Consider the following 13,264-nt stretch of genomic DNA (forward strand, 5'->3'; position numbering starts at 1 on the left):
CTTCCGAGCTGGTCATGGCGCCTCCAGGGGCAAGAGGCGGGGGAGGCATCCGCAGACGCCTCCCCCGCCGATCGATTCAAGGTCAGGCGGGCTGAACCTTGTTCTTGCGGCGGGCCGCGATGAGGGCCAGACCGAGAGCGGTCGCGAGGATCGCGCTGCCGCCGATCATGAAAATCGCACCGGCGTCACCACCGGTCAGGGGCAGCACCCACGCCGGGGTCTGCGAGAAGGCGAACGGCTGGTAGTTCTTCGCCGCCACCTTCACGTCACCGGTGAGGTCGGGGGTACCCGGCTTCACGTCGACCGAGATCACCGTGGCGCTCGGGTCGAGGTAGCCCGCGGGCGCCTCGGTCAGACGGACCTTGTAGGTCGTCCCTGCAGCGGCCACCGGCACGTTCTCGAAGAGGACGACGCCCTGCGCGTTCGCCGTGGCGGTCACGGGCACGCCGTTGATGACGACGGGCTGGTCGTTGTTGTCGAGCAGGGCGTACTTCGCCCCGGCGAGCGGCGTGTTGGCACCGGCGACGTGCGAGAAGACCTGGACGTCGGCGAAGCGCGTGGCTGCGGTGACCGCGGCACCGTTGTCGACGCCGTTCACCTTGCCGTTGACGACACCGTTGATGCGGGTACCACCGTGGTTCGTGATCACGCCGGCAGTGGGGACATCGAGGACGCGAGTGAGGACCGACAGGGTGACCTTGCCGCCTGCAAGCGCGTTCGCGCCGGTCGACGCGTTCAGCTTCGCCAGGCCGGTGGACGTGAACGTCACGGCGAGCTCGCTCGTCGGCGATGCCGTGAGCGCGTAGTCGCCTGCCGCGAGGGTCACAGCGGTGCCGGCGGCGTTCGTCGCCGTGACGGTGGTCGCCGCGGCGACGCCCGCGGGAGCGGTGGTCACGAAGGCGAGCTGAGCGGGGGTGACCGTGTCGGAGATGACGAACTCGGTGAGCGCCTTCTGCGGCGTCGAGACCGGCAGGACCGGGACGTCGGCGACGATGTTCCAGCGCACGAGGTCACGGCCGGCGGCGATCTCCGCCGCCGTCGGAGCGACCTCGGACTTGGTCACGGTGGAGTAGCCGTTCTTCGGGTACACGTGGACGTCGTAGTTCCAGGTGCTGTTCGCGTTGTTCGCTTGCGGGAGGGTGACGAGGAAGGGAGCGGCCTTCTCGACGACGGTCGAGGGAGCGGTGCCCTCGGTCACGAGATACAGCGACTTCACGACGCCCGGGACGCTCGCGACGCCGGCGGCGCCGTTCTGGGTCGCGGTGGTGACCGTCTGAGCGGTGCCGAGCGACTGGTTCTCGGCGGTGAGTGCCGCCGCGATGGTCGAGCCGCCCGCGATGCGGGTCTGGATCGCCTCGACGGTGTTCCAGCCGGCATCCGTGGTCAGGTCGATCGAGCCGACGCGCTGAACCGAGAACTGGACGCCGTTGATGCCCACTCCGCCCGGAGCGGGCGAGGTCAGCTCGGCACCGGTGCCGGCGGTGGTGCCGTTGCCGGTCGTCTTGGCGTGCTTGTGGATCGTCAGGGTGACGGGCTGCGTCGTGCTGACGTTCGCCGCGCTGGCCGGAGCGGCCACGGCGATGGACCCGAGGAGCGCGATCGCGATCGCCCCCACGGTCGCGGTCACCCGCGTGGTGATGGACTTGGACATGGTGTTTTTCCCCTTGATGGTGCGGTGTGGTGTGGAAGGTGTGGAGCTGGAACGGAGTCGGGTCATGACGAGCGTCTTTCGGAAGCGCCATCGCTGTTGCCACAGGACGAGGGCGAGGGTCAGGGCGAGGATCCCCGCACCGACGACCAGGAAGGTGTCGCTGCCGAGGCCGCCGGTGAGCGGGAGTGTGGGTGGGACGATCGGAGCGTTCACGAACCGGTACACCGCAGTGCGACCTGCGGCGGGGGCAGTGACGGTGGCGCTCGTGACGTCCACCCAGGTGGAGGTCGCGGCGTCGAAGCGCTCGAGGGACACGAGTCGGAACGGCAGGGTGCTCGTCGCCGACGCGAGAGCCTCGGAGAGCGTGTAGGTCGTGCCCGGCCGGACGTTGATGGTGTTGGCTGCGGCTTCGCTCGCCGCTCCCGCCACGGTCACGGTCGAGAGCCCGGACCCGGCCGACGGCGTGGCGGTCAGGTTCCACGTCGCGGGGGTGACTCCCGCCGCGAATCCAGGCCGCAGGCTCTTGACGAGACTGATCGTGGCGGTCGTGTTCGTCACCGTGCAGGTCACGGCGGCACCCGCCGACAGCGTCACATCCCCCTGCGAGCTGACCGGGACGGTCTGACCGCCGGCCGTCCGGCAGGCCCAGTCCCCCGCCTGGACGTAGGGGGCGGTGAGAGCCGCGGCCGATGCCTTGCTCGCCTCGGAGAGCCGATAGGGCGTTCCCGCGGTGACGGTCCGGGTCGTGCCGGTGTCGCCCGAGAACCCGGCGAGAGCGGCGGTCGCCGTCTCGGACCGGGTCGCCGACAGCGTCCACGACGTCGCGGGCGCGGAGCCGAACGCGACGCTCTTGACGAGGGTGAGGGTCGCCACCGGCCGGTTGACGAAGGTGCACGCGATCGGCTGGTTGGGCGCAGCGTCGGTGATGGTGCCCGAGACGGTGCTGCCGCTCGTGGTGAAGGTCACCGCGCGCGCCGTGCCGTTGACGGTGCAGCTGCCGGACACGAACTGGTGCCCGGCCTTCTGGACTTCCGAGACGACCACCGTCGCGCGGGAGGCGGCGCTCCCGTAGAGGACCGTCCAGGACGCGCTTCCGTCGGCTCCGGTCTCCTGCTGCGTGGACTGGCTCGGCAGCGCCGTCGCGTTCCCCGTCGTCGGTGTCGCGGTGACGCCCACGGTCCATCCCGCGGCCGCATCTGTGGCGCCGGTCGCCGGATTGAGGATCCGCTTGGTGACGGTGACGCGGGATACCGGGCTCGGCGTGTTGAAGTAGGTGCAGCTGACGTTGATGCTGAGCGTGTCCGGCATCGTCACATCGTTGACGGCCGTGGCGCCCGAGGCGATGAGGACCCCGCCCGCCCAGCATTCGAACCGCGTCCCGTATGCCCCGATCGGGCTGCTCGAGCCGCTCGCCATCGCTTCGGAGACCCGGAAGGTCGTGCCGATGGGCGCGGGAAGCGGACCGATCTGCTGCGCGGAAGGCATCCCGCTCGGCGTCGTCGGCCGGCCCTGCACGCCGGTGGCGTTTCCCGAGGTCGTCGCGGTGGCGATCGTCTCCGAGCCCTGTGCGAGAGTCAGCGCGAACTGGTCGGCGGCGGCCGCCCGGCCCACCACGTTCTTCTGAACGGTGATGGTGGCCGGCGACGAGCACGATGCGAGGTCGCTGGACGCGTGCGGGACGCGCGCTGTGCCACCGACGCGGGTCCACGTCGTCGGGTCGAACTCGTAGATGTTCGAGGAGTCGGAGAGGTACGCGGTGCCGCGCGGGGAGAACGCGATGCCGTTCACGCTCGACAGGGCGTTGCCGGTGTCGGTGCCCGTGATCGTCTTGCGGAAGGTCGACTGGTACGTGATGTTCTGGGTGGCGGACGGCGCGGTGCGCGCTGCCGTGAGCGCCTCGCGGGTGACCGTGAAGATCGCCGCCTGGGCATCGCCAGAGCTGACAGCGCCGAGGATGTAGAGGTTGCCGCGGGCGTCGAAAGCGAGGTCGCCGTTCCCGTAGGGGGCGTTCAGCCCGGTCTCGATGTAGCCGAGCTGCGTCGGCGCACCGCCCTCCTGGTACGTCCAGAGCACGAAGCGCCCCTGGGTGCTCGTGGTCCCCGACTGGAAGCCGCCGAAGTAATAGCGGCCGTCGGCGTCGCTGCCACCGGCGATCGCCGTGGCGCCGGTGGAGAACGGGGTGGAGTACATGGTCGTGGCCGCCCCGCCGGTGGTGACCTTCACGATTCGGCTCACCGTCGTGTTCGACGCCGCCGCATCCGCACGGACCAGGGCATACGCCTCGTTGACGCCGTCGAGCTGCCGGATGGCGAGGCCGTTGACCTGCTCGCTGCCGGAGCTCGCGAGCGTGCCGACCGCCTGAGTGTTCCCCGTGACGATGTCACCCTGCCGGATCGCGCCGGTCGACGAGACCGTGTAGAAGTGGTTGACGTCGCAGGCGAAGCGGGCCGTCTGTGCAGCGTTCGTGAAGGTGCACACGATCTCCGCCCCCACCTGATCGGTCGGGATCGTCAGCGACGCGGACCCGGACGCCCCGGAGGCGATGACGGTGCCCCCGCGCACGCAGGAGTACGAGGTGGCGTATCCGGCCCCTGTGCCCGACACGGGCGCCTGGTGGATCGTGTAGGTCGCCCCGGGCTGCACCGACCGGGGGAAGGCATCGGCGGGCGACGTGGTGACCTGCGTGCCGGATCCGGCGGTGGTGGTCGACGCGATCACCGTCGATCCCTGCCGCAGGGAGAGGACGAACTGATCGCCGCCGGCGGTGCGGGGGGTTGCGAACTGGGTGGCGAGGGTCAGCGTGGTCCCGTCTTCGACCGCGATGGAGGTGTTCGCGGGAGCGTCCAGTCCGGTGGTCGACACGGCGCTCGCACGGTTGGTGTGGGTGCCGCTTCGATCGGCCATCACGTTGACCGTGACCGTGCAGGTGCCGTTCGCCGAACCGGCGCCGAGGTCGCCGCCGTCGTAGCTGATGGTGTCTGCGCCGGCGGGCGACGTGATGCGTCCGTCGCCGCACGTCGAGGACTCGGTGTCGACGTAGGTCATCCCGGCGGGGAGGGCGTTCTCGAACGACCAGTCCGCCTTCGCCGCGAACTCCGCCGTGTTGGTGACGGTGAAGGTCAGCGGCGTCGAGTGGAACACCGTGGCCGAGCTCTCGGCGAACTCCATGTCGAGCTTCGGCGTCGCGTCGACGACGCGGAGGTTGTCGACGGCGAAGTCGTTGCCTCCCGACCCGGTGTTCGTGTTGCGGATCGTCGGGCGGAAGGCCGCGGCCTGAGCCGGGGTCGCCAGCTGGGAGACGTCGGAGTAGAACCGGCCCGCGCGGACCCACGCCCCGCCGTTCTGCCAGGGGTTGGCGTTGTTGTTCAGGGCCGGCGAGGTGTGTGCGGGAGCCGACGAAGCGCACGGGCTGACCGGCGACCCCTGTGCGCCGGCTTCCGTCAGGCTGAGCCGGATCCGCGCGTCACTCATCCCGCAGGATGCCTCGGCGACGTCCACCGACGCGACGTAGTAGCGAGCGCCCGTGGGTGAGGGGCTGAGCGTGATGCCCGTGTCGCGCCGCGCGACGAGCGTGCCGGAGCTGGTGCCCGAACCCGATGACGTCCACTCCACGAGTGCGCGGTTCGAGCGGGTGGCCTGCTTGGACCCGGATGCGCCGGGGTCGAGTTCCTTCGCACTGACCTGACCGAGGACGTCGGCGAGCCGTCGGACGTTGACGCGCGCGTTGCCGGCGTCGCCGGAATCGCAGTTCGGGGTCTCGACCGGCCACCACCCCCACCGCATCTCCGTCGTGCTGAAGTTCGTGGTGTTGTAGGTGACGGTCAGGCCGTTGCACTCGCTGTAGTCGCGCCAGTACGCGTCACCGGTGTAGCCGGTCGTGCTGCTCCCCGTCACGAATTCGATGGTGCGCGTCTCGCTGCCGCCGTCGCCGAAGTCCTCGTTCCACACCTCGGTCGGCGCCGCGGCGGAGGCCGCCGCGGCCGCGCTGAGCGCCATCGTGGTCATGCGACTGGACGAGCGCGGGGACGGGCTCGCGGTGTTCGTCGGCGCGGTCGTGGCCGACGGCGTCGGCACGGGTGACGGTGCGCCGGGCGCCTCGGGAGAGGCGGTCGGTTCGGGCGACGCCGACGCCGACGGCTTCGGCGCGACGGGAACCGACGGGGACGGAGCCGCGGAGGCGGTGGGCGCGGGGGTCGGCGATGCGGCCGGCGACGGCGTCGCGGTCGGCGACGGCGACGCGGTCGGAGACGGCGCGGGCGTCTCGACCGCAGGCGCGGTACCGTCCGCCACCGTGGCACCCGCGACCTCGGCCTCTGCTGCCGCGGCGGAGTCCGCGGCGGCTGCCGGGGCCGCCACACCGAAGGAGGTGAAGCCCGCTGCCAGTCCGGCCACCAGCGCGACGACGACCGTCATCGCGGCGGCACGCCCGCCGCGGCGCGACGGCGCGCGGAAGCTGGAGGACAAACGCATGACTGCCTTCGGGTACGCCCCACCGGCTTCGGGACCGGTGATGCGGGACGCGCGGATTCTTCGGGTGATCCGTCTTGCGCCCCGCGGACATGAGAAACCTCTCATCGGAAGGAGCGGTCTTGCGGCAGTTGGGTCAATCTTGCGGAAATCTTGCGCCGCCCTTGGGGGCATCGCGGCGAAGGCGCTGGATGTCGGCCGAGGTGGGGAGTGCCGCCCGTCGAATGCAGGCAGAGAGAAGGGGCCGGATGCTCGGCATCCGGCCCCTCAGAAGGTGACGATCACTCGTTCCCGACGCGCCGATCGGCAGCGTTCCGGACCTCGTCGACCTTCGCGTCGACCGAGTCGGGGGCGACCTTCTTCACGAACTCGGCGGCGGCATCGAGGGTCTTGTCGCTCGGCCCCTCGGCCTTCTCGGAGGACAGCGTGTTCGAGATCTGATCCCTGTTCTGCTCGAGGAAGTCCTTGCCCTTGTTGACCAGGTCATCGATGCCCATGCGCGTTCCTCACGTCGGAGTCGGTCGGCGGATGCCGCTCGTCGACAGCCTAGGACCGTGTCCCGCCCGCACGGCACCCCTTGCGCAGGAGCCCGGGGACGACGAAAGGGCCGGGCCCGAAGGCCCGACCCTTTGTCGGTGAGTCCGAAAGGACTTACTTGATGATCTTCGTGACCGTGCCGGCGCCGACGGTGCGGCCACCCTCACGGATAGCGAAGCCGAGGCCCTCTTCCATGGCGATCGGCTGGATCAGCTCGACCGTCATGTCCGTGGTGTCGCCGGGCATGACCATCTCGGTGCCCTCGGGCAGCGAGATGACGCCGGTGACGTCCGTGGTGCGGAAGTAGAACTGCGGACGGTAGTTCGTGTAGAAGGGGTTGTGACGGCCGCCCTCTTCCTTCGAGAGGATGTAGGCAGTGCCCTCGAAGTTGGTGTGCGGCGTAACCGAACCCGGCTTCACGACGACCTGGCCACGCTCGACGTCGTCGCGCTTGAGGCCACGGAGGAGCAGACCACAGTTCTCGCCGGCCCAGGCCTCGTCGAGCTGCTTGTGGAACATCTCGATACCCGTGACCGTGGTCTTCTGCGTCGGGCGGATGCCGACGATCTCGACCTCGGAGTTGATGGCGAGGGTGCCACGCTCGGCGCGGCCGGTGACGACCGTGCCACGACCGGTGATCGTGAAGACGTCCTCGATCGGCATGAGGAACGGCTTGTCCTTGTCACGCACGGGGTCGGGGATGTTCTCGTCCGCGGCCTCCATGAGGTCGAGGATCGCCTGGGTCCACTTCTCGTCGCCCTCGAGAGCCTGCAGGCCCGAGACGCGGACAACGGGAGCGTCGTCGCCGGGGAAGCCCTGGCTGGACAGCAGCTCGCGGACCTCGAGCTCGACGAGCTCCAGGATCTCCTCGTCGTCGACCATGTCGGACTTGTTCAGCGCGACCATCAGGTACGGCACGCCGACCTGCTTGGCGAGCAGGACGTGCTCACGCGTCTGAGCCATCGGGCCGTCGGTGGCGGCGACCACGAGGATCGCGCCGTCCATCTGAGCGGCACCGGTGATCATGTTCTTGATGTAGTCAGCGTGACCCGGGGCGTCGACGTGTGCGTAGTGACGCTTCGGGGTCTCGTACTCGACGTGCGAGATGTTGATCGTGATACCACGCTGGCGCTCCTCGGGAGCGGAGTCGATGGTCGCGAAGTCGCGCTGCACGTTGGTCGCGGACGGGAACTTGTCAGCGAGAACCTTCGAGATCGCTGCGGTGAGCGTCGTCTTGCCGTGGTCCACGTGACCGATCGTTCCGATGTTCACGTGCGGCTTGGTCCGCTCGAACTTGGCCTTAGCCACTGGGTCCTCCTCAGGACTGTCGTGTAGATCTTTCCGGGCGCTGGATTGCGACCGGTCGTCTACGGGGATGGTGTCAGTGTAGTTGACGTTCGATATTCAGTTTGGGCGGATGCCGGGAGCCGGGCCCCCGGCATCCGTAAAGGCGAGTGTTACTCGCCCTTGGTCTTCTGGACGATCTCGTCGGCCACCGCACGCGGGACCTCGGAGTAGCTGTCGAACTCCATCGAGTAGACCGCACGGCCCGAGGTCTTCGAGCGCAGGTCGCCGATGTAGCCGAACATCTCCGACAGGGGAACGAGTGCCCGGACGATCTTGATGCCCGCGCCGTCCTCCATCGACTGGATCTGGCCACGACGCGAGTTCAGGTCGCCGATGACGTCGCCCATGTACTCCTCGGGAGTACGGACCTCGACGCCCATCAGGGGCTCGAGGAGAACGGGGTTCGCCTTGCGGATGGCCTCCTTGAAGCCCATCGAGCCGGCGATCTTGAACGCCATCTCGGACGAGTCGACATCGTGCGAGGCACCGTCCAGCAGGCTCGCCTTCACGCCCACCATGGGGAAGCCGGCGAGCACGCCGACCTGCATGGCGTCCTGGAAGCCCTGGTTGGTCGGCTCGATGTACTCGCGCGGGATGCGGCCACCGGTGACCTTGTTCTCGAACTCGTACGTCTTGTCGGGCGTGACCTCGAGGGGCTCGATCGCGAACTGGATCTTCGCGAACTGACCCGAACCACCGGTCTGCTTCTTGTGCGTGTAGTCGTGACGCTCGACGGTCTTCTTGATCGTCTCGCGGTACGCGACCTGGGGCTTGCCGACGTTCGCCTCGACGCGGAACTCGCGCTTCATGCGGTCGACGAGGATGTCCAGGTGCAGCTCGCCCATGCCCTTGATGACGGTCTGACCCGTCTCGGGGTTGAGCTCGGTGCGGAACGTGGGGTCCTCTTCGGCGAGCTTCTGGATCGCGATGCCCAGCTTCTCCTGGTCGGCCTTGGTCTTCGGCTCGATGGCGACCTCGATGACCGGCTCGGGGAACGTCATCGACTCGAGCACGACGGGCTCGCTGGGGTCGGCGAGGGTGTCACCGGTGGTGGTGTCCTTCAGGCCGATCACGGCGTAGATGTTGCCCGCGGTGACCGCGTCGACCGGGTTCTCCTTGTTGGCGTGCATCTGGAAGATCTTCCCGATGCGCTCCTTCTTGCCCTTGGTCGAGTTGATGACCTGCGCACCCGAGTCGAGGTGACCCGAGTAGACGCGGATGTAGGTCAGACGACCGAAGAACGGGTGCACGGCGACCTTGAAGGCCAGCGCGGCGAAGGGGTCGTTCGCGTCGGGGTGACGCTCGATGACCTTCTCCTCGTCCTTCGGGTCGTGCGCCTCGATGGCGGGCACGTCGAGGGGCGAGGGCAGGTAGTCCACGACCGCGTCGAGCATGGGCTGCACGCCGCGGTTCTTGAACGCCGAGCCGCAGAGCACGGGGTAGAGCTCGCCGCCGACGGTCATCTTGCGGATGGCGCCCTTGATCTCGGCCGTGGTGAGCTCCTCGCCGCCGAAGAACTTCTCCAGCAGGGCGTCGTCGCTCTCGGCGACCGTCTCCAGCAGCTGCTGGCGGTACTCGTCGGCACGCTCCTGCAGGTCTGCGGGGATCTCGCGGACGTCGTACTTGGCGCCCATGGTGACATCACCCTTGGCGTCGCCCTCCCAGACCAGTGCGCGCATCTCGACGAGGTCGATGACGCCGACGAAGTCGTTCTCCGCGCCGATGGGCAGCTGCAGCACGAGCGGCTTGGCGCCGAGGCGCTTCACGATGGTGTCGACGGTGAAGTAGAAGTCGGCGCCCAGCTTGTCCATCTTGTTGACGAAGCAGATGCGGGGGACGTCGTACTTGTCGGCCTGACGCCAGACGGTCTCGGACTGGGGCTCGACGCCCTCCTTGCCGTCGAAGACGGCGACCGCGCCGTCGAGGACGCGGAGCGAGCGCTCCACCTCGACCGTGAAGTCCACGTGCCCGGGGGTGTCGATGATGTTGATCTGGTTCTTGTTCCAGAAGCAGGTCACGGCGGCAGACGTGATCGTGATGCCGCGCTCCTTCTCCTGCTCCATCCAGTCGGTGGTCGACGCGCCGTCGTGGGTCTCGCCCAGCTTGTGGTTGACACCCGTGTAGAAGAGGATGCGCTCGGTCGTCGTCGTCTTGCCGGCATCGATGTGGGCCATGATGCCGATGTTGCGGACCTTGTTGAGGTCGGTGAGCACTTCCTGTGCCACGGGGTGTCCTTATCTGTTGTGACGAAAAGTCGCGGGGCGACCGGCCGGCGGGGTGCGCCGGCCGGTCACCGGGTGCTGTCGGATTACCAGCGGTAGTGCGCGAAGGCGCGGTTCGACTCGGCCATCTTGTGGGTGTCCTCGCGGCGCTTGACCGCGGCACCGAGGCCGTTCGAGGCGTCGAGGATCTCGTTCTGGAGACGCTCGGTCATGGTCTTCTCACGACGGCCCTTGGCGTACGAGACGAGCCAGCGCAGCGCAAGCGTGTTCGCGCGGTGCGGCTTGACCTCGACGGGCACCTGGTAGGTCGAGCCACCGACGCGGCGGCTCTTGACCTCGAGGGTGGGGCGCACGTTGTCGAGCGCCTTCTTGAGCGTCGCGACGGCGTCCTGGCCGTTCTTGGCCTCCACGCCGCGGAGGGCGGTGTAGACGATCGCCTCGGCGATCGACTTCTTGCCGTCGACGAGGATCTTGTTCACCAGCTGGGTGACGATCGGAGCACCGTAGACCGGGTCGTTGACGACGACGCGGCGGGGTGCGGGTCCCTTACGAGGCATCTAACTCAACCCTTCTTCGCGCCGTAGCGGCTGCGAGCCTGCTTACGGTTCTTGACAGCCTGGGTGTCCAGAGCGCCGCGGACGATCTTGTAGCGCACACCGGGGAGGTCCTTCACTCGACCGCCGCGCACCAGCACGAGCGAGTGCTCCTGCAGGTTGTGGCCCTCGCCGGGGATGTAGGCGGTGACCTCGGTGCCGTTGCGGAGCTTGACACGAGCGACCTTGCGCATGGCCGAGTTCGGCTTCTTGGGCGTGGTCGTGTACACGCGGGTGCAGACACCCGCCTGCTGCGGGTTCGCCTTCAGGGCAGGCGCCTTGGTCTTGGTGACCTTCGGCGTGCGACCCTTGCGAACCAACTGCTGAATGGTTGGCACGTTCTCTCCTTGTTGAGCTGTGCGCTTCCTCGCGGGAGCGCACAGGTGCTGCACGGTGACAGCGTTCGTGGTTTCACCACAGATCCACCGGCGCGCCGCGATCGCGACGAACTTTGAATGGTGGATATGCCGTGGGGGTGACCTGTTCGCAGGTCCTTTCCCGTTGAGAGTGCGGCCTTCGGCCCGCCGGTGCCGAGGCACATCGCAGGGCGCGTAAGCACGCACACCCGATCAATGATACGCGGGGATGAGGAGGTGGGTCAAACGCGGGCGAAACAGGCGTTCTCAGCCCGGCAGCTCGATCCGCTGCAGGCGCAGCGCGGCGTCGCCCAGCAGGAAGCGCTCGGCCACCTCGGCATCCGTTCCCGCCTCGAGCTCGATGTCGGTGCCGAGCAGACTCGGCAGCAGCACGCCGTTCGTGGAGCCGAGGTCGACGATGTGCCAGACGTCGCCGCGACGCTCCAGGCGCGCATGCGTCTTCGAGACGGTGCGGGTCGGGTCGACGACCGTCACGAGCTGCGCCCGGGGATGCGCGGGGTCGGGCGCCGGATGGCGGCCGAGGATCACGGTGTCGGCGTGGAGCGGGATCGGTGCCCCCGACGGCGGGACCAGCTCCCACAGCCCTCGCTTGCGCCGCACCATGACCGTCTGATCGAGGTCGTCCTCGAGGTCGTCGAGCGGTGCAGCGGGCTCGGGCGTCGCGGACGCGGGCGATGCGCCCCCCTCGCGCTGCTGAGCCGAGACGGAGCTGCTCGCCGACATCGGAGCGCCGGCGGCGGGCGAGCCGACAACGGCGGACACCTCCCCCGTCAGCTCGGGGAACGGATCGTGGTCGTCGCCGCCGAGAGCCGGCGGCCGCAGCCGCGAAACGGGCCGGTCGGCACTCCGGCCGGGCACCGACGAGATGATCCCGTCCTCGGCGGGACCGACGGGCGGATTCACGAACGGCCGGGACGCGCTCGCCGAGCTCGGCGGGAACGGCGCGGGCGAGATCGCGGAGACCTCGTCCATGTCGGATTCATCGAACTTCTCGCGGAGCGTGGGCGTGGGCGGGGCCGCGTCGGCCGTCGGCGCGGCCACGGCGGCGCCGACGGCGTCCGACCGATGCGCCGGGACGTCGTCCGCCGCACCGGGCACGGCGGCGATCGGAGCGCCGCTCGGAGAGGATGCCGCGGGCGCGGCGTCCGCTGCGTCCACGACCGCTGCGTCGGGCGCGGCCGGCGTGGGCGGCGGGACGGGCGACGTCGACCGGGCGACGGTGGGCGCTGCCGGCCACGACGGGGACGCACCCGCCTCGGACGTCCCGTCGGCGCGGACGACGCCGGCTGGCGCGGCGCTCCGGCCCGGGGTCTCGGCGACCGGGCCGTGCGCGGGCAGGGGTGCTTCAGCGGCCGGGGCGTTGCGCCGAGCGGACGGCGGCATCGCCGGCGGTGGCGGCGCCCACGGCTGGGGCGCGACGGATCCGGCGGGTGCGCCCGAACCGGCCCGGTCGGGCGCAGCTCCCGAGGGCACCGGTCCTGCAGGCGGCGAGGCGAGGGAGCGTCCCGGACCGGGATAAGGCGGGGGCGGCAGCGGGGCGCCGAAGCCCGCGGCATCCCCGCCGGCGGGAGGGCGAGGCGGCGCCGCGGTGAACGGCGCGTAGGGTGGCGACGCACCCGTGGCCGGGAGCGACCCACCGAACGGATGCCGCGGCGGCGGGATCGGCGCGCCGCCGAGCCGCGCGCCGCGCCACTGCGCCGGACCGAACCCGAGGATCGTCGCCCACACCGGGAAGAGGAAGACCGCGAGGACGGTCAGCCCTCCCCCGTAGCCGAAGCCCGGGTTCAGGCGGTGCACCGAGATGAGGACCAGGACGCCGACGGCGGTCGTGCCGAGTCCGGGGACGAGCATGAAGAGCACGAGCCAGGGACTGAATCCGCCCCACTTCAGCAGCGTCGCGGCGTTGACGAACGGCACCCACGCGCGCCACTGCTCCTCGCCCATCTTCCGGAACATCGCCGACAACGCCAGCGCCACCCACACGTACAGCCCGACGACGAGGACGATGCCGAGCAGACCCAGCACTCCTGTCGCGGCGCCGTCGACACCCGAGTTCATGGTCCCCACACT

General features: G+C 69.5%; 7 protein-coding genes. All 7 read right to left on the reverse strand.

Going from position 1 to position 13,264, the window contains the following annotated elements; translation table 11 throughout:
• Nucleotides 1–82: 82 nt before the first annotated feature.
• Nucleotides 83–6,121: a SpaH/EbpB family LPXTG-anchored major pilin gene (locus AB3M83_RS13010; RefSeq protein ID WP_412948838.1), complete on the reverse strand. Its 6,039-nt coding sequence runs from the start codon at nucleotides 6,119–6,121 to the stop codon at nucleotides 83–85.
• 278 nt (nucleotides 6,122–6,399) lie between these two features.
• Nucleotides 6,400–6,615 carry an Rv0909 family putative TA system antitoxin gene (locus AB3M83_RS13015; RefSeq protein ID WP_412948840.1) on the reverse strand — a complete coding sequence of 72 codons (216 nt, stop codon included), beginning with the start codon at nucleotides 6,613–6,615 and terminating at the stop codon, nucleotides 6,400–6,402.
• A gap of 154 nt (nucleotides 6,616–6,769) precedes the next feature.
• Entirely contained in the window at nucleotides 6,770–7,963 is a 1,194-nt protein-coding gene (gene tuf, locus AB3M83_RS13020) for an elongation factor Tu (protein WP_412948842.1), read from the reverse strand.
• A gap of 149 nt (nucleotides 7,964–8,112) precedes the next feature.
• The gene (fusA, locus tag AB3M83_RS13025) at nucleotides 8,113–10,227 is read right to left on the reverse strand and encodes an elongation factor G (protein ID WP_412948844.1); all 2,115 of its coding nucleotides are present in this window, start codon (nucleotides 10,225–10,227) and stop codon (nucleotides 8,113–8,115) included.
• An 83-nt stretch (nucleotides 10,228–10,310) separates the two neighbouring features.
• Nucleotides 10,311–10,781 carry a 30S ribosomal protein S7 gene (rpsG, locus tag AB3M83_RS13030; RefSeq protein WP_184215316.1) on the reverse strand — a complete coding sequence of 157 codons (471 nt, stop codon included), beginning with the start codon at nucleotides 10,779–10,781 and terminating at the stop codon, nucleotides 10,311–10,313.
• A 5-nt stretch (nucleotides 10,782–10,786) separates the two neighbouring features.
• Complete coding sequence (gene rpsL / locus AB3M83_RS13035; protein WP_005050525.1) at nucleotides 10,787–11,155, reverse strand: 30S ribosomal protein S12; 369 nt, start codon at nucleotides 11,153–11,155, stop codon at nucleotides 10,787–10,789.
• 285 nt (nucleotides 11,156–11,440) lie between these two features.
• On the reverse strand, nucleotides 11,441–13,252 hold the full coding sequence (locus AB3M83_RS13040) for a DUF5684 domain-containing protein (protein WP_412948847.1): 1,812 nt from the start codon (nucleotides 13,250–13,252) through the stop codon (nucleotides 11,441–11,443).
• Between the last annotated feature and the right edge of the window lie 12 nt (nucleotides 13,253–13,264).

Origin of the sequence: Microbacterium pasadenense, from assembly GCF_047246565.1 — a bacterium.
In the GTDB taxonomy this organism is placed as follows: Bacteria; Actinomycetota; Actinomycetes; order Actinomycetales; family Microbacteriaceae; genus Microbacterium.

Excerpts from the sequence above, each read along its gene's own strand:
- AB3M83_RS13010 (WP_412948838.1), bottom strand. The coding sequence starts at position 6,121 with ATGCGTTTGTCCTCCAGCTTCCGCGCGCCGTCGCGCCGCGGCGGGCGT.
- AB3M83_RS13015 (WP_412948840.1), bottom strand. The coding sequence starts at position 6,615 with ATGGGCATCGATGACCTGGTCAACAAGGGCAAGGACTTCCTCGAGCAG.
- rpsG (WP_184215316.1), bottom strand. The coding sequence starts at position 10,781 with ATGCCTCGTAAGGGACCCGCACCCCGCCGCGTCGTCGTCAACGACCCG.
- AB3M83_RS13040 (WP_412948847.1), bottom strand. The coding sequence starts at position 13,252 with ATGAACTCGGGTGTCGACGGCGCCGCGACAGGAGTGCTGGGTCTGCTC.